Origin of the sequence: Mycobacterium numidiamassiliense (assembly GCF_900157365.1) — a bacterium.
Taxonomy (GTDB): Bacteria; Actinomycetota; Actinomycetes; order Mycobacteriales; family Mycobacteriaceae; genus Mycobacterium; species Mycobacterium numidiamassiliense.
Window position 1 is genome coordinate 107,127 of record NZ_FUEZ01000003.1, and the last position, 21,117, is coordinate 128,243.

A 21,117-nucleotide genomic window follows, 5' to 3' on the forward strand; every position below is an offset into this window, starting at 1 on the left:
GACTATGGACTGCCAGTAGCCGTGGTGGCGGCATCGAATGATCGAGCCGCCGCCCACTGGTCACCGCTGATCGCGTCCCGCCAGTTCACGCCGATCCCGTCCAGCGCGTCTTCGATGCACGCCCATATCGACTCCAGGGGGGACGCCCCGGGAGCTGCAGCGAAAATCCGTTGCTCGACGGCATCGTTCGGCTCATGCGCAGCGTCGCTGAATGGCGCCAGGGCGTTGATGGCGTCGATCACGCGCCGCCGACGCTGCGCGTACGGCCAGGCGGCCAGCTCCTCGGGCATGATCGGCCGGCCGAAGATATAGTCTTGCGCGGCATGCCGATACGGCACTTCGAGCTTGCGGTCCACCGGTTCTTCCGGCAAGCCTCCCGCGAAGTACAGCGGCACGATCGGCAGCGACACGTCGATCGCCATGTCCAGCAGCGTGGAGGTGAGCCTCTCGACACGCTGACCCGAGTGGAGGTATCGAGTTCCGTCGGCATGCACCAGCGTTGACCTGCCGCGGGTGGCGACGTCGCTCTTGATCTTGTCGACCAGGGTGAAGAACTGCTGCGGGTTTTGCTGATCGAAGTAGCGGATGTTGCCCAGGTCCCTTCCGGCCAAGGCGTCGAGCAGCCGCAAAAGCTGGCCGATCCATCGATTTGCATGCTTGGCATGGGCGATCGGCATGACCTGTGTGCCGGTCAGCCAGGACGCGATCGTCGTGCCCAGCAGCGACTCGACCTGCACCTGATGGTTGGCCAGCAGCAGTACCGGGCGCCCGTGAATTGCCGCCGTCGCCAGTGGATCCGCGACGATGACGTGTCTGACATAGCGCGACAGCAGCGCCCAGTGCAGCAGATCCCCGAAGCCGCCGGGCGCCATGCCCAACCGGTCGGTCCAGCAGCTGCGCACCGGCTGCCAGTCGGTCTGCAACGACGCGGTGGCCCGGCACACGCCCTTGTGGGGTCGCTCGACCTCGATCGAGAGTCGCTCCAGCGGCAGCGCCGTGACCTGACCGTCGACGATCTGCACCTGCGACGGGTGTATCGCATTGTCGGCCGCGTCCGCGACAGCCTCCTTGGTCGCGATGTCGACAAGCAGCGAATCCCCTTGGCTATCAGTGCGATACACGGCCTGCAGGGTGCCTTTGAACCAGTCCAGCGTTGCCGCCCGCGCCGAATCAAGCGTGACCACCCCGCGGCCGAGCCGATCGCTCAACGACATCTGAGGCACCGCCCGTCGCTCGCCCAAGAACGCGCGACGCTTGGGCCCGCCGACCTGGGCGAGGGGCCCCTTGGACAGCAGCATTTCGACGAGACGGATGTGCGCCCACGGCCTGCCCGCCGCGCTGAGCCATAGATCGATGATCGGCATCCGGGGATCGGCGTCGTCGAACCCGACAAATCGGGCTTCCACGTCCACCGTTGCCTCGACCGGGGTGTCGCTGTAGAACCGGGCCCAGGCCACGCGGCGCGGGAACGCGACCGCCGGGTCCGCGGCGTCGGCATAGGACTCGACAGCCGTACCGTCCGTGGTCCATACGCTCATCGCGGCGTGCGGAACGACGTGCAGCGCGCCGTCGAGAAGTCCCGGGTGCAGCCGGCTCACGGGAACCCCGCACCGGTCGACGGCGAGCGTCCCGGATGCGCCGTTGCGCCCGATCCGGGCACCGTCCATCAGGGTGGCGAACGCCGGCCCGTGAAACACCGAGCCGTCGTACGGAGTGGCGAAGGGCACGGCGTCTTTCAGCGGGGCGGGCGTTTCCGGTTCGCCCGGGTAGTGGTCCGCAGTGACGATGACGGCCTCCGCGTGCGTCTCCCAGCGCGACAGCACCGGATTGGGTGCGTCACGCCACGCCTCGACCCGGCCCGCGAAGCGTCCTGGCGCAACCGGCTCGACGGTCACCCGCAGCTGCTTCGGCGAATCGACGACGATCCACCGGGCTACCCGCAGATCGGTGACCTCGACGACGTTGGTGCCCGCGGCCTCGCCGGCCGCCTGGGCGAGCAGGTCCAGCACCGACATCATCGGCAGAGAGGGGATTACATACGTCGGGCAATGATCGTTGATCCAGCTGTCCCGGGCGGGATCGATCGTGGTCTCCACCGTCGTAGCCACGGGCGGAGCCGCCAGGGGCGCGGCCGGGACGGCCAGGGGCGTGGCCGGGACGGCCAAGGGCGTGGCCGACGAGCCGCTGCCCGCCAAGGATCCAGTGTCCTGCGCGTAGCACACAATGCGCATACCCAGGTTGCTCGCGCTGTAGATCCGCTTTCCGTCGACCCATAGGGACGCTTCGGCCACGGCCAGGATGCCGTCGTCGTCACGCGCCACGCGGGTGATCTCCACCTGCGCCGTGATCTGCTTGTTGGTCGGCACGATCTGGCCTCGGTACCGCCACGTGATCGAGTCATGCAGCGCCACCGGCTCAAACCGCGCCGATGGTCCCGCTTCCCTGCCCAGCCCTAGATCCAGCATTCCGAACTGCAGGAGTTGCAGCAGCATCTCGATGCCCAACGACCCTGGCTGCACCGGGTCTTGATAAAAGTGCGCCTTGAAGTACCACTCGGCGGGGTCGACATCCTTGACGGCGCGCCACCGGCCGAGCCCGGCCTCGCCGCCGGCGGGCCAACGGCCCGTCACCCGGTCGACCATCAACAACATCGGGTCGGCCAAACGCGCTCCCGGGCCGAAGAATTCGGCCGGGCGGGTGTTCAGGTCGACGGGCGGCCCGTCGGACGCGAGGTCCAGCGCGCGACGCTGCTCGTCGCTGACCGGGAGCCCCACCTGGTTCTGTAACGCCTCGCGGCGGAAGTAGCCGAACACCGTATCGAAGGTGTAGACGAGTCCGTCGTCGGCGTGGATCTCGCCGTCGAAGCTCACGATGATGGTTCCGGCCGCCTGCGCGATGCTCTTCAGCGAAACCTTGGTGCGCAACGTCCCGGTCGCCGGGGTGACCTCCCGGTGTTGGGTCCCCGTTCCGTCCAGGTTGCGGAAGTAGAGGTCCGCTTCAGAATTCAGTGGACAGCCGACGTAGGCGGCCAGCCAACCACAGGGCTGCAGCGCGACCTCCATCAGGACCGCGTTGGGCATCGTCGCCTCGGCGTTCGCGACGAAATACCAAGCGTCGCTGGGGACGTCGTACTCGACGACAACTTCCGCGCCGGACTTGACCACACCGGTCTGGCCGACCAGGTCGGTGACCCGCGACATGAAGTGATAGGGCGGACCGGGCAGCCGCGCCACCTTCCGATGCGAGTCGAACTTCTCGAACAGAGGACCAAACGCCATGGACGGTTTGGCAACGGCGCTGGCGAGCATCGCCTGATAGTCGAACCGGAATCCCGCGACCTCGGAGACCGGCTTGGGTTCGGAGTATCCCGCAAGCTCTTTCGCGCCCAGATCCATCGGCCAACCGGGTGACAGTTTCAACCCCATCCGGGGGCAGTGGAAGGCGGGCAGGCCGTCGACCGTGCAGAGCAGATCGGCGAAGAGCATGGGCTCGGGTCCGGCGACCACCTCGCGCACGAACACCTCGTAGACGAGCTCGCGCGATTGCGGCGTGACCTGCCCACGGCAGCGCAACTTGTACGTCTCGAACGGTACCGGTTCGAAGCGCCACCCGTCGCACTCCAGCGTCATGCCGAGCGCTGTCATGTAGATCGCCATGGTCTGCATGGTGCCCTCGAACATGAGCGTGCCGGGCATACACGGGTCGTTCTTGAAATGTCCTGCGAAATACCATTTTTCGGGACCGATGTGCTCGACGGCGCGCAGATAACCTCGTCCCCACGGACCGCCGGAGAAATCCAGGTGGGTGACTTCGTCAATGAACAGCATGTCGCCGCTGGAGATGGACGGCGTTCTGGTGTGGCTGGCGGCGCGCTCGAAACCGGGGCCGAACGTATGCCAAATCTCGCCGGCCGCCAACGCATCCAGATCGGCACGCTGCAACGAGGTGCGCGACGTCTGCGCCGGTGTCGATTCCATTGGGCCGCTGACCGTCTCGTCCTCGGGGCGCCACAGGATGCCGCCCGAGGCCGCCAGCTCCTCGTCGGAGAAGAACCCGGCCTGGCCGTTGCGCATCGACATGCGCTCGACGCCGTCGATCGTGCAGTCGTAGTGGAAGAAGAACATGCGGATATCGCCCTGACGGGCGTGTCCGTCCACGTGGATGTCGAACCGCAGCGTATCGCCGATTTCGGGCAGGCCGCCCAGGTAGGTCACCTCGCAGCCCAAGAGCCGATACACCCGGTCGCTCTTGTTGGCGAAGTCCGCACCCATCCAGGAGATGAGCATGAGATCGGCCTGGCCGCTCTCGATCATGATGCCGGCCGGCATCCGGCCCTGGTGAATCCACCAGGCGTCGGCCGTGACATCGGTTTCGGTCCACAGTGTTCCGGTGCCGTTCGTCGCCGGTTCCGCGTCGATACCCAACAGGCGATCCGCCAGCAGCAGGGGAGGTTCGGGCATCCGAACCTGGCGACGGTAGTCGTCTTGCACCGCGAATGCCGGACCGTAGATCTCGGAGATCCTGCCGGAAGAATGCACCCGCAGACCGTCCTTGTCGAGCGTCAGACCCACCGGCGCGCGCTTGGCCGTCGGCGCAGGCACCACCTTGTCGGCGGGACGGATCGGCTGGATCGCCCTGCACGCGCCTGCACCGGGCGCGCTGTCGGTAACGTTCCGGGACAACCCTTTCGGTTCAACGGCGGGCCGCGCTGGTTTTTCCGTCAGAAAGTCGTCAGCGCCATTTAGCCAGTCGTCCTGCGGTGCGATGACGGCGGAGCCGTGGTGGCCGTTTCCGCCGATGGTACTCACGCGGGTCATCTGCACGTCGAAATCAGAAGTGATCGAGAGCGGCTCGGGTGGCGTCTGCGCGGCCAGGACCGCGCCCAGCGGCTCGCGCGCCAATGCCTCTTCGGCTTTGGGCAGAGCCGGCGGAACCGGGAGATACGTTGCCATCAGCTGCTCCAGTCGAGGGGTGGTGGTCCGCAGCCCCGCTGCGCCGGAGAAGGCCGGCACGGGCAGCGGATTGCCGCTATTGGTCGCACCGGCGAGAGCCGGAGCTAATTCTGCAGAGGATGCCGATTGCTCGGCACGAATCGGTAGCCGCACTTCGGGCAGGTGAGCGGGGAACAGCAGTCGCGTGGACTTCCCCGTCGGGGATCGGGAGCCTTGGGGGAACCGGGCACTGAGCCCTTCGGCGCCTTGGTGGTTGGGGCCGGCAGGCACCAGCACGATTTCCTGTTCCTGGCCGGCCAGGGCGCGCAAGGCGATTACGGCCGATCGCTTTTCAGAGGTCCAGGGCGTGCCGTCCGGCCATACGCCGAGGAAGCCGTACAGCACTCCCGCGGCCACGTGCAGCAGTCCCGACGCGGCATGGGCGTGGCCGAGTTGCGGCGAGAGGTTCAATGCCCCGGGCGCGGTGCCCAAGTGAAGACACTCACCGTGTGGTTGTTGATCCGCCGGTAGGACGGCCAGAACCGTATCGCCCTCACGACGGGCGTCGCTCGCGCGTTTGAGCACGACCACGACGGCGGCATCGCCAGGTATCCGCTCGGCCGACCCGAGCAACGCGTGCGCCGCCGCTTCGTGTACCGATTCGCAATTGAGGTCCACCGCGCCCACAACCGCCGCGTCGATTTCGCCTCGCCGCAGTTCGCGTGCGGCCAGCTCCAAAGCCGTGGTGCCGGACAGTTCTTCCCTCGACACCGTGAAACTCGGCCCGCGCAGGTCGAATTGGCTGTTCAGGCGATTGGCCACGATGTTCGGCATGGCGCCGACGACACCCGCGGCGGTCCATCCCTGCACGACACCATCTCGCGCGGTCGCCAGCTGATCGGGGTCGTCGATCTCGTCGGCCAGCCGCCAGCGCACCCCGAATCGTGCCACCTCGGGATCGCATCCCATCCCGACAATGACACTGGTTCGGTCGGGCGGCAGTCCCTTGATCAACTCTTCGATATTGAGGGCAGCCCCCAACAGGGCGAGTTGCTGGGGCTGAGTCTGCTTGAGATCGCTTGGGGGAAAACGTGTTTGAGTGAGATCGAGGCAGACCTCGGCCATCCGTGCCCTGAGGTTGCCACTCCCCTCGCCGCTGGGGATCGGCTGGCATGCCTGTAGATGCTCTGCAACCGAAGCGGTTTCGTGTCCGTCGCCCACCAACAGGCTCAGTCCGACGATCGCGATGTCCTCGTCGGCCTGGGGTCTGGTCGCCGGCCACCTCGGACGGGTGTTGCCGTCGTCGGCCGGCTCGATCCATTCTTCGAGGAGCAGGTGCGCGTTGTTGCCACCGAAACCGAAGTTGTTGATCGCCGCGCGCCGCGGCCCCACGCATGTCCAGGGTTCCGGCTCGGTGAGCAGGCGGAATGGCGAGTCCGCGATGAACGGCAGCGGGTCGTCAACGTGCAGTGTGGGGGGGCGAACCCGCGCCCGCATCGCCGCGAGCACCTTGATCGCTCCCGCGGCACCGGAGGCCGTGATGGAGTGCCCCAGGTTGGATTTCAGTGATCCGATGGGCACGTTCGCCATGCCGCCGAAGATTTCGGTCATGCTCATCAGTTCGGTCAGGTCGCCGCGTGAGGTCCCGGTGGCGTGGCACTCGATGAGCGAGATATCTTGCGGTTCAAGCTCCGCCATCTCGTAAGCCAGCCGCATCGCGCGCTCTTGACCCTCCTGGGACGGCACGAGCAGACCACGTCCCCGGCCATCGTTGCTGAGGCCCACCCCCCGGATGACGCCCAAGATCGTGTTGCCTTCGGCGATGGCGTCTTCCAGCCTCCTGAGCACCAGGATGGCCGCGCCTTCGGCGGGGACCAATCCGTCCGCGCTGCGGTGGAAGGGTCGCGATCTGCCCGAAGCACTGAGTGCCTGTAGCGCACTGAAGCCCACGTGCAGCAGCAAGTTGCTTGCGCCATTGACGCCGCCCGCCAGCATCACATCCGCGGTGTGGTCGTGCAGCCGGTCACAGGCCAGCTTGATCGCATACAGCGACGAGGCGCAGGCAGCATCGAGGGCCGTCGCGCCTGCGGTCAAGCCCAGCCCATTTGCGATGAGATGCGCCGGAAGCCCGGACATGAAGCGATTACGCCAATCGATGCTGTGTTCGCTTCCGCGCCAAACCTTTTCAGCTAGATCCGTCATCGTCTTTGTCGGATAGCTGAGGTTACCCAGGACCACCCCGGCCGAGCCGGGGACTTCGCCGGCGCGCCAGCCCGCGCTGTGCACAGCTTGCCGGGCCGCCTCGATGCCCCAGAGGAAGAGCGGATCCAGCCCGTCGAGTTCGTCGGCGCCGAGCAGGAAACCACGGCGATCGAAAACGTCGTCGAAGCCGCTCACATACCCGCCGCGATCGGACCACGTGTGGTCGAAGTAGGGCGCGTTCTTCTGTTCGCGCAGCATCTGCGCCGTGGAGACGCCCCAATAATCCGGCCGCGGTGAGCCGAGCACATCACGCCCCTCGTGGACCGTTTTCCACAACTCGTCGGGGCTCAGACCACCGGGGAGGACACAGCCCTGACCGACGATCGCAATCGGCTCAAACGTCACGACGACTCCGCGGCATCGTTCGATCAGCTGCCGTAGGGGTACAACTCAAGCCGTTTGAAGCTGACAACCACGAGATCATCCGCGTCGACAAGGTCGAGGTCGCAGACGGCTCGGCTGTTCTTGGCGTCGCCATTCGAAAGTACGCACCGCAGCCCGCCGCCCAGCGCGCCGGCGCGATAACGGACAACCTCGCCCACCTTCAGCGGCAGCACGGTGCGACCGAGTCGGACGAAGCTCCAGACCAATGCCGCTTGGAGGCAGCCGTCGAGGGCAGCCGGATCCGTAGCCCAGCCGTCGCCAGGCCAGCCTGCCGTTGTCAGGCCGTACAGGGATGCCGTCGCGCCCGACTCCTGGCAGTCGACGCTGTCGAGGACCTGGAACGCGGGGCCATGGAACAGCGCGTCGGTGCTGTAGCAGGCGTCGCGGTCGAGCAGGCGACCGCCGAGCGCAGCTGTCGCCAGTGTCGGCGCGGCGGTTGGGCCCGAACGCATTTCGACGGTCGCGGAGTAGTAGGCGGCCGATCCCGAACCATCGGACAACGTGCATGTCAATCGATTCGGCGCCTCCTGGACCGGTGTGCAACGCACCAGCAATGGGTCACCCTGTTGGTCGAAGCCGGTCAACGTGACGCCACGAAGCACCTTGAGATCGAGAAGGCGCTCGACGTGTTGGCCGGGCCGGCATGCTTCGGCTATCCGCACGAACCACTCGCACGCTTGCACAACCGGCAGCACAACGTTGCCCTGAATCCGGTGATCAACCAGGTACGGCTGTAGTGACGCGTGGGCGACCACGCTTGCTGTCCGGCCCTCGGCGGGCATCGGATGTGTTGGCACGCCTGCTAATACACCGTCTCCGAGAGTCACCTCGGAACTCCCGGTCTCCCCGTCCAGGACGTCCGAGACGAAAGCTTGCGCGCCGTCCGCAATCGGGATCAACGAGATGCCTCGGGACTCGAACATCGCCTTGAGGCCGGGGGTGACCATGCCGGAATCCCATGGCCCCCAGCCCAATGCACGAACGAGGCAGGACGGGCCGCGGCGAGCTTGCTCGGCCAGGGCGACCTTGTTGAGTATCTCGTTGGCCATCGCGTAGTCGCTCTGACCGACGTTGCCGCTGCGCGCGGCCACCGAGGAGAACAGGCAGACGACCTTCAGCGCATCGTTGGCCGTGGCGTCCAGCAGCGCACACAGACCGCCGACCTTTGTCTCGAAGACACGGTCGAATCCATCCAGCGTCTTCTTGTGCAGGGGTGCGTCGGCCAGCACACCGGCACCGTGTACCAACCCGGTGATGGGCCCCAAATCGGCTCGCACGCCGTCGAGTAGCGCACCGAGTTGAGAGGCATCACGGACGTCGGCTGCCGCGTAGCGAACGTGCGAGCCGGCGTCGATCAGCGCGGTAAGGGTCGCACGTACCTCGCGATCTGCCAGGATGCGCTGCACCTGTTGTTCCAACTGCTTGGGAGTCGGCTTGACGCCTTGCGCCGCGGCACTGGTGAGCAGGGCCCGCTTGAGCTCGGCGTCGGTTGTCAGCCCGTGCGCCGCGGCCGGTTCCTCACTGAGTTCGGTGCGCCCGATCAACACGAAGCTGGCCCGCGTCGCCTCGGCCAGCGCAATGACCGAAGCGGCGGTGACGCCGCGGCCTCCGCCCGACACCACGATCACGTCGCGATGATCGATGCGCCGGGTGTGCTTTTTCACCGGGCTCGGGTCTGCGGCGACCGTGACCCGGCCGTGGGGGGTGCCCAGACCGACTTCGAGTTCGGCTCCGCCGGCCAGTATCTCGTGGGCGAGCTGTTCGGCGACGGTGGTCGGCGACTGCTGCCCGATTGCGATGTCGATCGCTTTGACGTGTGCGGCCGGCCATTCTTGCGCGGCGGTTTTGGCCAGGGCGCCGACTCCGCCGGCCCAGGCGCGGGGGCCGGGCTCGGTGAGCAGACCGAAGGTGCCGCCGGTGTCCTGCACGGTGACGAAGACACCGCCGCGTTCGGCGAATTTCGCCGCGATGCGTTGCGCGTCTGCGAAGACCGCCCGGTTGATAGCCAGCGTGTCGTGGCGGGTAGCTGTTTTTTTCAGAGCTGCGAGGGGGGTCACCGCCCCGGCATCGACGCGGGGGGCGGGCACAACCGTGGCGTTAATGCCATACCTGCCAAGGGATTCGGCCAAGGCATCCGCGACGGCGTCCTGTGTTGCGACAATCTCGACGTTCGCGCCGCCGTGCAGGCCCGGCATCCCCATCCCGCTCGCCGGAGCAGAGACCGCGTGCACCGCGTAGCGGGCGGTCGCTGCTCCGGCTAACTCAAAAGGGAGGCGGTCACCTACCGGAGTGCCGTTGGCAGCGGCCGGCGGGGGTGGTGCTGGCATCGGCGGTGTGCCGTCGACGGCGGCCGGGGTGATCAGCGACTGCAGGTAATCGATGATCTCCTGCAACGTCGCCAACGCCGCCATCGTCGCCGTCTCCACCTCAGGCAACGCAGGAATCCGCTCCTGCACCGCAGACAAGATCTCAACCCGCTTAATCGAGTCAATCCCCAAATCCGCTTCCAACGCCATCGACAAATCAAGCATCTCCACGGGATAACCCGTCTTATCCGCCACCACATCCAACATCTGCGCAACCAACTCCGCAGACCCAGCCACCGCCACCGGAGCCACCGCAGCAGCCGGCGCAACCGGAACCGCCACAGCCACATGACCATTCGACGCCACCGGCACCACCGCCGGAGCCACAACACCATTCACCGCGACCGGACCCATCAGCGACTGCAAATAATCAATGATCTCCTGCAACGTCGCCAACGCCGCCATCGTCGCCGTCTCCACCTCAGGCAACGCAGGAATCCGCTCCTGCACCGCAGACAAGATCTCAACCCGCTTAATCGAGTCAATCCCCAAATCCGCTTCCAACGCCATCGACAAATCAAGCATCTCCACGGGATAACCCGTCTTATCCGCCACCACATCCAACATCTGCGCAACCAACTCCGCAGACCCAGCCACCGCAGCAGCCGGCGCAACCGGAACCGCCACAGCCACATGACCATTCGACGCCACCGGCACCACCGCCGGAGCCACCGGCATCGCCGGCCTGCCATTGGCGGCGGGCGGAACAACCGGAGCCGCGGGCATCGTCGCCCTGCCATTGGCCGCCGGCGGAACAACCGGAGCCGCCGGCATCGCCGCCCTGCCATTGGCCGCCGGCGGAACAACCGGAGCCGCGGGCATCGCCGGCCTGCCGTTGGGAACGACTGGCGGTGCTGCCGGCGGTGCTGCGACAGCGGCCTGAGACGTCAGATTCTGCAAAAGACTGTGCAGATTGTCGACGGCGTACTGCAGGGTTCCTACCGCCGCGACCATCTGGGCCATCACGTCAGCGCCGATAGCCTGCGCGGCAGGAGACGAAGTAGCCGCCAGGGTGACATGAGCACCGTGGCCGTGGCCGTTGCCGTTGCCGTTGAGGACGGCCGGCACGGATACCGCCGGAGTGGCCGCGGGTGCCGTGCCGTTCCCGTGTGCCACGGGTGCGATTGATTCGGATTGGGTCAATTTGGACTCCGATTCGGTTGTGTGTCCGTTGAGGGGGTTACCGGAGCTAGAGGAAGTTTCGAGAGGGGTCGGCCGCGGCAGGGGCTCATCGCTGCGCTGCGGGCGGCCATAGTTGGATCCATTGATCTTCAGCGTCATCTTTGGCTGCTTACGAGTACGCGGGTCATCGCCGACGCGGTACTGCGACCAAAGTCCGTCGAAGTTCATCGGGACGCCCGCGGCCGCGAGTTGGGCGAGCCCCATCCACAGCGATCGAATACCGTTCCTGCCCTTGGCATCCAGGGAAACCGCGGAGTGCTCCTGGCCGGCAAGACACTTGCCGACGAGATTCGTCAGCACAGTGCCGGGTCCCACCTCGACGAAGGTCCGTGCTCCGGCCTGCCACATCGCCTGAATCTGTTCGACGAATCGCACTGGCTGCGCGATCTGGTTGGCCAGCGTGGTCCGCAGTTCTTCTGCGTCGGCGGTGTAGGGCTGAGCCGTCGCGTTGGCGTAGACGGGTACCTGTGGCACGGCAAAGGGGATGCCGGCGAGGAACGAGGCAAACGGACCCGCCGCCGAGCTGACAATCTCGGAATGAAAAGCGGTCGCGACATCGAGGCGACGCGCGTTCATACCCGCCGCGCTAAAGCGTTGTGCCGCATCGTCTATGGATGCACTATCGCCCGACAGCACAACCTGGTTGGGAGCGTTGTGGTTGGCGACGACCACCGAAAGCCCCCACTCGTCGATCAGCTTGCTGACCTGATCTGCAGGTGCCGTCACCGCGCACATCGCCCCGTCACTGCTGGCCGCCGCTTGGGCCATCAGCGCACCACGTGCGCGAGCAATCAATAGGGCAACCTCTTCGTCGAAAACGCCCGCAGCGCACAGCGCGGTGACCTCGCCGAAGCTGTGACCACCGACGGCGACGGGGGCAATGCCAAGGGCGCGGATCACCGACAACAGACTCAAGCTGTGTGCACCAATACCCGGCTGTGCCCACTCGGTCTTGGTCAGCTCGGCCGCCTGGCGGGCGCGAGCCTCGTCGGTGAACTCGGTCTTCGGCCAGACCACCTGGTGCAGGTCGCGATCGGCGTTCAGATCCTGCGCGCGGGCAACCTCCCACGGCGACAACGCCGGCTCATAGAGCTGCGGGACGTCAGCGCCCATGCCGACGTACTGGCTGCCCTGTCCGGGAAACAGCAGGGCGACGGGCCCGCCTTGTTGCGCCGAATAGTAGTAGCCCTTCGGCGAGCTGAACGATGATGCGACATCGGGTGTTTGGAGCTTTGCCGAGGCTTCACCGAGCATTGCGCGCAGGTTCGAAACGCTGTCGGCGACGAGCGCAAGCCGGTGCGGCTGCGCGGCGTCGTACCCGGATTGTGTGCTCCGTGCGAGGTAGCTGAGCATGTCGGGGCTGTCGACCAGCGACTCCGACAGACGGGTGGCCTCTTCGGAAAGCGCCGCGGCCGATTGCGCGCCAAGCACCACCAGCTCGGAATCCCACGAGCGGAATCGCGACGCACGCTTTCCGCTGCCCGTGTACTCCTCGACGGTGACGTGGAAGTTGGTGCCACCGAAGCCGAACGAGCTGACGGACGCGCGCCTCGGCACCCCCTTGTCGGCGAGCCACGGCTTGGTTTGCGCCGGTAGGTGGAACGGCGAATTCTCCAGATCGAGGGCGGGGTTGGGTTGATCGATTTTGATGGTCGGCGGCAACACCTTGTGATGAAGCGCCATCACGGCCTTGAAGAGACCGCACGCGCCCGCCGCGCCTTTGGTGTGCCCGACTTGGGACTTCACCGAACCAAGGGCACACCACTGCTGGTCCGCGCGCCCTGATGCCGCGAAGACCTCCCGCAGCGCCGCGAATTCAGCGGCATCGCCGGCCTTGGTGCCGGTGCCGTGCGCCTCGACGAGTCCAACCGTTTCCGGGCCGTAGCCCGCGGCGGAATACGCGCGGCGAAGCGCTTTGGCCTGCCCGGCCGGACTCGGCGCGTAGATGCTCTTTGCCCGGCCGTCCGAGGACGTGCCGATGCCGCGGATCACCGCGTAGATCTGGTCACCATCGCGCTCGGCATCGTCGAGGCGCTTGAGGGCGAACATCGCCAGCCCCTCGCCCAGCATCGTCCCGTCTGACCGGTCGGAGAATGGACGGCAGTCGCCACTGGGCGACAGCGCGGTGACCTTCGCGAAGCACATGAACATGAAGATGTCGTTGAAGGCATCGACGCCCCCGGCGATGACCATGTCCGATTCACCGAGATACAACTCGTGCAGGCCAACCTCGAGGGCGGCCAGCGAGCTCGCGCACGCCGCGTCGATGACGCAGTTCGTCCCGCCGAGATCGAAGCGGTTGGCGATGCGCCCGGCGATGACGTTGCCGAGGAGTCCGGGGAAGGTGTTCTCCTGCCAGGGCGTGTAGCCAGACGTCACGTGCTCACTGAATGCCGTGACCTCAGTTTCGGAAAGACCGGCGGCGCGAAGCCCGCGCTCCCAAACCGGTCGATGCAGGCGGCCCGCCATGTAGGTGAGCAATTCGGTGCCGCCCGACGAGCCGATGACGACGCTGACCCGTTCGCGATCCATGTCAGAAAAATCGCCACCCGCGGCGTCCTCCAGCACTTGCTGCGCGACCCGCAACGCAAGCAGCTGGGCGGTATCGGTCGCCGGCACGACGTTCGGTGGGATCCCGAAGTCGATCGGTGAGAAGTCGACCTCGGGCAAGAATCCGCCGCGGGTGACGTACACCTTGTCCGGCGTATTCGGGGCCGGGTCGTAGTAGTCCTCAACGCGCCAGTGCGACGCGGGAACTTCGGAGAAGAGGTCGACGCCATCGACGATGTTGCGCCAGAAGCGCTCCGCCTCCGGTGACCCCGGAAACAGAGCGCTCACGCCGACGACGGCAACAGCAGGGTGTTTCGACTCCATGACCACCTTTGCATTGCTTCCACGGACAGCACCGCTGTCAACCTGCTCCGTGCCGAATACTGACCATCGAGTTTTACTTCGTTGACCAGCTCAGACGGGTAAGTAGAGCTCGCCCGGGACGTTATCAGAACGGCGGCTGGCGTACTGACGAATTGTCAATACACCTGAATTTGTTCGTTACAGTTAACCTCCGATCCGTAGCGTTTCACGGTTGGTCGTCGTTGGTTCCGAGCGATGCGGGTGCATTTGCGCAGTTCGCGCTTATGCGAGACGGCGCCGCCGTGCAAAGGCCAGCGCAACACCCTAAGCGTCTGCTCAGCGCCTTCGCCGCCGATCCCTTCGGGCGGCGACCGGCCCCCACCACAGCCGTTGTCGTCGTCGACCGTTTGCGCCTCGCGGCCACATAATTAATCGTGTGCCCTCGCGATGATATATTTCGCCATGCCGTTTGGCACTGCACATCAACAACGCAATTCAGCGCGCTAATACGCATAAGAAATGCTGACTGATGTTGTCAGTGTGAGGAATGCATCACTGATTAATCAAATTGCTTTTCCTGCCCGACATGAAATGCAAAGCATCGGTGCACAACAGTGGCAACGGGTTCCTTTGAGCATCGGATCCCTGCTCGTACGGCGTCATCTAGCGCAGATACCGCCACGGCGGGCGGGCACGCACTCAATTTCGTCGACGCCACGGATGGTGCCGAAGATTGAGGGTCGCCCATGACGCTTTGCGGGTTCCAATCGCGATGCCCGGGGCGCAAATTCTAGACTTATTCGGCACAAAGCGGCAGGCCGACACGCCGCAATTTTCGACTCGGCGAGGTAAGCAAAGTGCTTTGGATGAAAAGCCTCGACTTCTTATAGAGACAACGGTCGCGGAATGTAGCGGAACGCGCTCGCCGGGACGGGTACTCCGCAGGCGCGGGCCTGCTGCGCCCGGGTGATGTGGGCGGCACCTTCCAGCAGATTGAGCGCCACCTGGTCGGCGCTGCGCTGTTCCAACGGTTCCAGATAGCTCCCGGCCACCCAGCTGTTGAAGGCTCCCATGGAAGGGCCGCACCAGATCTGGTAGTCCAGGACGCGGCCCGGGTCGCCGTCGATTGCCCACCGGCTTGATTTGCCGAGGTACCAGCGGAACAGCAGCGCGATCTGATACTTCGGGTCGCGGCTGGCAAGTTCGAGTACGGCCGGATCACGATCCGCCCAGTACCGCTCGGTCTCAGCCCAGACCTCGTCGACACTCAGGCCGAGAATCTTTTCCAGCTCAGGTCCGTGTTCGGCCACGACGGTGGCCAGATTGGGGCTAGCGGCGTACCACTCGTAGAGCTTCTTCGCCCGTGGACCGAACATCGAGCCACGCTTGAGGACCTGCAGGTTGACACCCATTTCGAACATGTCGGACGCGGGCGCCATCATCACATCGGCCACGCCGGCCTTCGCGAGCATGCCCCGGGCCTGGGCGGAAAGACCGGACTCCACACACGATTGATTGACCGAGCCGGTCACCACGTACGCGGCCCCCATCGCGAACGCACCGGCGACGGACTGCGGCGTGCTGACGCCTCCGCCGGCGCCCACGCGGACGCGGCGGCCGAGGTTGTGCTGTTGAGCCAGGTTGTCGCGCAGCAAGACGATTTCCGACAAGAGTGCAGACAGTGGCCGGTTGTCGGTGTGCCCGCCGCTGTCGGCCTCGACGGTGATGTCCTCCGCCACCGGCACGTATCGCGCCAGCTCGGCTTCGCGCGCGGTGAGCTTCCCGGCTGCCTGGAGCGCCGACACCAGCGCGGCCGGCGCGGGCTCCATGAACATGCGAGCGACCTCGGGGCGCGAGATCTTCGCCACGACGTTGTTCCTGCGGACGATGGTGCCGGCCGGATCGGTCGACAAGCCCGAGAGGGCGTAGTGAACGACCGCGGGGGTGAGCTTCATGAAGGCGGACGCCTCGACGATCCGGACGCCCCGCGCGATGAAGAGCTCGGCGACCCGCGCTTCGAGCGACACCTCGTTGGGTGAGTGGATCAGGTTCGCGCCCCACGCGACTCCGGTTCTGCCCGCCAGTCGCTCCTGGATGTCGGCCAGCCCTCGTTCCACTTGGCCATACGAGAGGCCGCCCGCGCCGAAGAAGCCCAGCATGCCGGCGTCCGCCATCGCCACCACCAGCTCGGGTGTCGCGATTCCGTTGGCCATGGCGCCGGTGACATAGGGAAAGCGGATCCCATGGGCCTCGCAGAACTCACGGCCGCCCAACCACTCCGGGTACATCGGGGGCAGCGTTCCCATCAGCGATATGTCGGAGCCGCCGGCACTGACCAACTCGCCGCCCATCGCCAGACCCAGTTGCCCGGAAGTGTCCTCGCGGACCACGTGCACCGGGTGGCGGACGAATTGAAGGACGTGAGCGATGTCTTCGGCCGCGAACGCGGCAGGCGCGGTGGCCGGGCGCCAGCCACCCAAAGCCGGACTCACCTCCGCCTCGATCCGAGGCTCCAATGCCGCGGTTGGTCGCTCACTCAATGCCAATCCCCTTCAATCGTCAGTTTTGATGGGTATTGCCTAGAAGGCCGACTGCCTTAGCTGACGAAATCCAGCATGAGTTTCTCACGAACGGCCATTGTGCGGGTAAAAACCTCGGTTACGGGCTCTAGGGCTCAGCCGCCAATGTCAGCTATTGTCCGCCAGCTTCCCGCGCAACCGGCGGTTCACCGATTCCGGCAGCAGCTCCGACACGTCACCGCCCATCGTCGCGACTTCTTTGGCCAACGACGACGACACGAACGAATACTGCGGTGCCGTCGCCACGAAGAAGGTGTCGACGTTGGCGATGTGCTTATTCATTTGCGCCATCTGCAGCTCGTATTCGAAGTCGGTGTCGGTGCGCAAACCCTTGACGATTGCGGTCATCCCCCGCGACGTGACGAAATCGACCACCAGGCCCTGCCCCGCCTCGACCCGCAGGTTGGGCAGGTGGGCCGTCGCCTCCTCGATCATCGCGATCCGCTCGTCGAGGTCGAACATGCCCTTCTTGGCGGGGTTGACCAGGATCGCCACCACCACCTCGTCGAACTGCCCCGCGGCGCGTTCGAAGACATCGATGTGACCCAACGTCACCGGGTCAAACGATCCCGGGCAAACCGCGCCGCTCATAAGCGATCAAGTTAGCAGGGCGCCTCAGCCGAATTGGGCCAGCTCCAGGCGGGTGTCGCCGTATGTTCGCTGCGGCCACGCCGTCCAGCCTGCCGGCCAGGTCAGCGCGACACCGGCGGCCGGGCGCTCGATCACCGCGACGGTGCCTTCGCGCACCCAGCCATGGGTCACCAGCGCGTCCACCACGACGTGGACCTCGGCGGTCTCGACCTCGTAGGGCGGATCGGCCAGCACCAGGTCGACGGGCGCCTGCGTGCCGCCCGCCACCACCGCCGCCACCACGCCCCGGCGCACCGTCGCGCCGGGCAGACCAAGGGCTTCGATGTTGCGCGCGATGACGGCTGCTGTGCGCTGATCGGACTCGACGAACAGCGCCGACGTCGCGCCGCGCGACAGCGCCTCCAGACCCAGCGCACCCGAACCGGCGTACAGGTCCAGCACCGCCAGGCCGGCGAGATCCAGCCGGGCGGTCACGATGTTGAACAACGATTCGCGCACCCGATCGGTGGTCGGCCTGGTCCCGCGCGGCGGGACCGCGATGCGCCGCCCGCCGGCGACGCCACCGATGATGCGGGTCAGCTGAGCACCACCAGCAGATCTCCGCCCTCCACCTGCGCGGCGCTCGACAACGCGACCCGCGCCACGGTGGCGTCTTTGGGTGCGGTGATCGGGGCCTCCATTTTCATCGCCTCGATGGTGGCGATGGTCTGACCGGCGCTGACCTGGTCGCCCTCGGACACCCCGACCGTGACCACCCCGTCGAACGGCGCGGCGATGTGATCGGGATTGCCGCGATCGGCCTTCTCCGCCGTCGGCACCGCGCTGGCAATGCTGCGGTCGCGCACCAGCACCGGCCGCAGCTGACCGTTGAGGATGCACATCACCGTTCGCATGCCGCGCTCGTCCGGTTCGGAGATGGCCTCGAGCCCGATCAACAGGTCGACCCCGCGTTCCAGCTCGACGCTGTGCTCTTCGCCCTGCCGCAGACCGTAGAAGAACTGGTTGGCCGAAAGATGTGAGGTGTCGCCGTAGATTTCCCGGTGCTCTTCGAATTCCTTTGTGGGGCCGGGGAATAACAAACGGTTCAGGGTGGCCTGGCGCTTGGCGCCGTTCAGGGCCAGCGCAGCCTCGTCCTCGGCGGTCAGTTCCTGGATGGGCTTGGCGGGCGCGCGGCCCTCCAACGCCTTGCTGCGCAATGGTTCGGGCCATCCGCCGGCCGGATCACCCAGCTCGCCGCGCAGGAATCCGAGCACCGAATCGGGAATGTCGAATCGTGCTGGGTCAGAGGCGAATTCGTCGGCGCTTACCCCGGCACCGACCAGCGCGAGCGCCAGATCGCCGACGACCTTCGACGACGGCGTGACTTTGATCAGCCGCCCCAGCACCCGGTCCGCACCGGCGTAGGCCTCTTCGATCTCTTCGAATCGATCACCCAACCCCAGCGCAATCGCCTGCTGCCGCAGGTTCGACAATTGGCCGCCCGGGATTTCGTGGTGGTACACCCGCCCGGTCGGGCCCGGCAACCCGGACTCGAAGGGCGCGTACACCTTTCGCAACGCTTCCCAGTACGGCTCCAGCGCGCATACGGCCTGCAGCGACAGGCCGGTGTCGTATTCGGTGTGCGCAGCGGCGGCGACGATCGAACTCAGCGCGGGCTGGCTGGTGGTGCCCGCCAGTGGCGCGGCCGCTCCGTCGACGGCGTCGGCACCCGCCCGCCATGCCGCGACGTAGCTGGCCAGCTGGCCGCCCGGTGTGTCGTGGGTGTGCACGTGCACGGGCAGGTCGAACCGACTGCGCAACGCCGACACCAACGTGTGCGCGGCCGGTGGCCGCAACAGCCCGGCCATGTCCTTGATGGCCAGCACGTGGGCGCCGGCGTCCACAATCTGCTCGGCCAGCTTCAAGTAGTAGTCCAGCGTGTAAAGCCGCTCCCCGGGATCGGACAGGTCGCCGGTGTAGCACATCGCGACTTCTGCTATCGCAGAACCTGTTTCGCGCACGGCGTCGATCGCCGGGCGCATCGACTCGAGGTTGTTGAGCGCGTCGAAGATGCGGAAGATGTCGATGCCGGTGGCGGTCGCCTCGTCCACGAACGCCGACGTCACCAGCTCCGGGTAGGGCGTATAGCCGACGGTGTTGCGGCCACGCAGCAGCATCTGCAAACAGATGTTGGGCATCGCCTCGCGCAGCGTGGCCAGCCGCTCCCACGGATCTTCCTTGAGGAACCGCAGCGCCACGTCGTACGTCGCGCCACCCCAGCACTCCACCGATAACAGCTGCGGCGTCGTCCGGGCCAAATACGGTGCCACCATGCCTAATCCGCTGGTACGCACCCGGGTGGCCAGCAAAGACTGATGGGCATCGCGAAAAGTGGTGTCGGTGACGCCGACCGCCGGCGACTCGCGCAGCCAGCGCGCGAAACCCTCGGGCCCCAACTCGACGAGTCGCTGCTTGGATCCGGCCGGCGGCGCGGCCTCGAGATCGACCTCGGGCAGCTTGTCATGCGGGTACACCGTCGACACCCGGGTGCCGTGTTGCTGATTGACGGTGACGTCGGCCAGATACGTGAGGATCTTGGTGCCGCGGTCGGCCGACGCGCGGGCGGTCAGCAGCTGTGGGCGTTCGTCGATGAAGGACGTGGTAACCCGGCCGGCCTGGAAGTCCGGATCTTCCAGAACCGCTTGCAGGAAGGGGATATTCGTCGATACCCCGCGAATCCGGAATTCGGCGATGGCCCGGCGCGCCCGGTTGACCGCCGTGTGGAAGTCGCGGCCCCGGCAGGTCAGCTTGACCAGCATGGAATCGAAATGCGCGCTGATCTCGGCGCCCAGGTTGGTGCTGCCGTCCAGCCGGATGCCGGCGCCGCCGGGGCTGCGGTACGCGCTGATCCGGCCGGTGTCGGGCCGGAACCCGTTGGCCGGATCCTCGGTGGTGATCCGGCACTGCAGCGCGGCGCCGTGCGGCCGGACGTCCTGCTGGTGCAGGCCCAGGTCGTCCAGCGTCTCGCCGGACGCGATGCGCAGCTGGCTGGAGACCAGGTCGACGTCGGTGATCTCCTCGGTCACGGTGTGCTCCACCTGAATCCGCGGATTCATCTCGATGAAGACGTAGTGCCCGCTTTCGTCCAGCAGGAACTCGACCGTGCCGGCGCAGCTGTAGTTGATGTGTCGGGCGAACGCGACCGCGTCGGCGCAAATCCTTTCCCGCAGTTCGGGATCCAGGTTCGGCGCGGGCGCCAGCTCGATGACCTTCTGATGGCGACGCTGCACACTGCAGTCGCGTTCGTAGAGATGGATCACCTCGCCGGTGGTGTCGGCCAGGATCTGCACCTCGATGTGGCGCGGTTTGATCACCGCCTGCTCGAGATACACCGTCGGGTCGCCGAATGCTGATTCAGCTTCGCGGCTGGCGGATTCAATCGCCTCGGGCAGCGCGCCGATATCGCTGACGCGGCGCATGCCTCGTCCCCCACCGCCCGCAACCGCCTTGACGAACAAGGGGAATCGCATGTCGGCCGCGGCCGCCACCAGCTCGTCAACCGACGACGACGGTGCCGACGAGGTAAGCACCGGCAGCCCGGCTTCCCGGGCCGCCGCGATCGCCCGAGACTTATTTCCGGTCAGCTCAAGGACTTCGGCGCTGGGGCCGACGAACTTGATGCCCGCCGCCGCGCAGGCCGCGGCCAGATCCGGGTTCTCCGACAAGAAGCCGTAGCCGGGGTACACCGCATCGGCGCCGGCCCGGCGCGCCGTCTCGACGATCTCGTCGACCGACAGGTAGGCCCGCACCGGGTGGCCCACATCGCCGATCTGATAGGACTCGTCGGCCTTGAGCCGATGCTGTGAATTGCGGTCCTCGTAGGCGTAGACGGCCACCGTACCGACTCCGAGTTCGTAGGCCGCGCGGAAGGCGCGAATCGCGATCTCGCCGCGATTGGCCACCAGCACTTTGGAGATCACTATTGACTCC

Annotated in this window: 6 protein-coding genes; all 6 read right to left on the reverse strand. The window is 66.2% G+C overall.

Features of this window, described 5'->3' with window-relative positions; translation table 11 throughout:
- Positions 1-2: 2 nt before the first annotated feature.
- The 6 genes from MNAB215_RS00270 to MNAB215_RS00295 all read right to left on the reverse strand — a co-directional run bounded on the left by MNAB215_RS00270 (position 3) and on the right by MNAB215_RS00295 (position 21,107).
- Complete coding sequence (locus MNAB215_RS00270; RefSeq protein ID WP_077076928.1) at positions 3-7,538, reverse strand: beta-ketoacyl synthase N-terminal-like domain-containing protein; 7,536 nt, start codon at positions 7,536-7,538, stop codon at positions 3-5.
- Positions 7,539-7,561: 23 nt separating this feature from the next.
- Positions 7,562-13,999, reverse strand: a complete 6,438-nt coding sequence (locus MNAB215_RS00275; RefSeq protein ID WP_131829062.1) for a type I polyketide synthase — start codon at positions 13,997-13,999, stop codon at positions 7,562-7,564.
- Between the two features lie 863 nt (positions 14,000-14,862).
- Positions 14,863-16,518, reverse strand: coding sequence for a PfaD family polyunsaturated fatty acid/polyketide biosynthesis protein (locus MNAB215_RS00280; protein ID WP_245830083.1), 1,656 nt, complete (start codon positions 16,516-16,518; stop codon positions 14,863-14,865).
- A 147-nt stretch (positions 16,519-16,665) separates the two neighbouring features.
- A complete protein-coding gene (gene coaD, locus MNAB215_RS00285; RefSeq protein ID WP_077076947.1) occupies positions 16,666-17,148 on the reverse strand; it encodes a pantetheine-phosphate adenylyltransferase in 483 nt (160 codons plus the stop codon).
- 24 nt (positions 17,149-17,172) lie between these two features.
- Positions 17,173-17,727, reverse strand: a complete 555-nt coding sequence (gene rsmD, locus MNAB215_RS00290) for a 16S rRNA (guanine(966)-N(2))-methyltransferase RsmD (protein ID WP_077078294.1) — start codon at positions 17,725-17,727, stop codon at positions 17,173-17,175.
- A complete protein-coding gene (locus MNAB215_RS00295; protein WP_077076948.1) occupies positions 17,724-21,107 on the reverse strand; it encodes a pyruvate carboxylase in 3,384 nt (1,127 codons plus the stop codon). Before MNAB215_RS00295 ends, rsmD begins: the two co-directional genes overlap by 4 nt.
- Between the last annotated feature and the right edge of the window lie 10 nt (positions 21,108-21,117).

What these genes read in the sequence shown, in the direction of transcription:
- coaD (WP_077076947.1), bottom strand. Translation starts at nt 17,148, where the DNA reads ATGAGCGGCGCGGTTTGCCCGGGATCGTTTGACCCGGTGACGTTGGGT.
- MNAB215_RS00275 (WP_131829062.1), bottom strand. Translation starts at nt 13,999, where the DNA reads ATGGAGTCGAAACACCCTGCTGTTGCCGTCGTCGGCGTGAGCGCTCTG.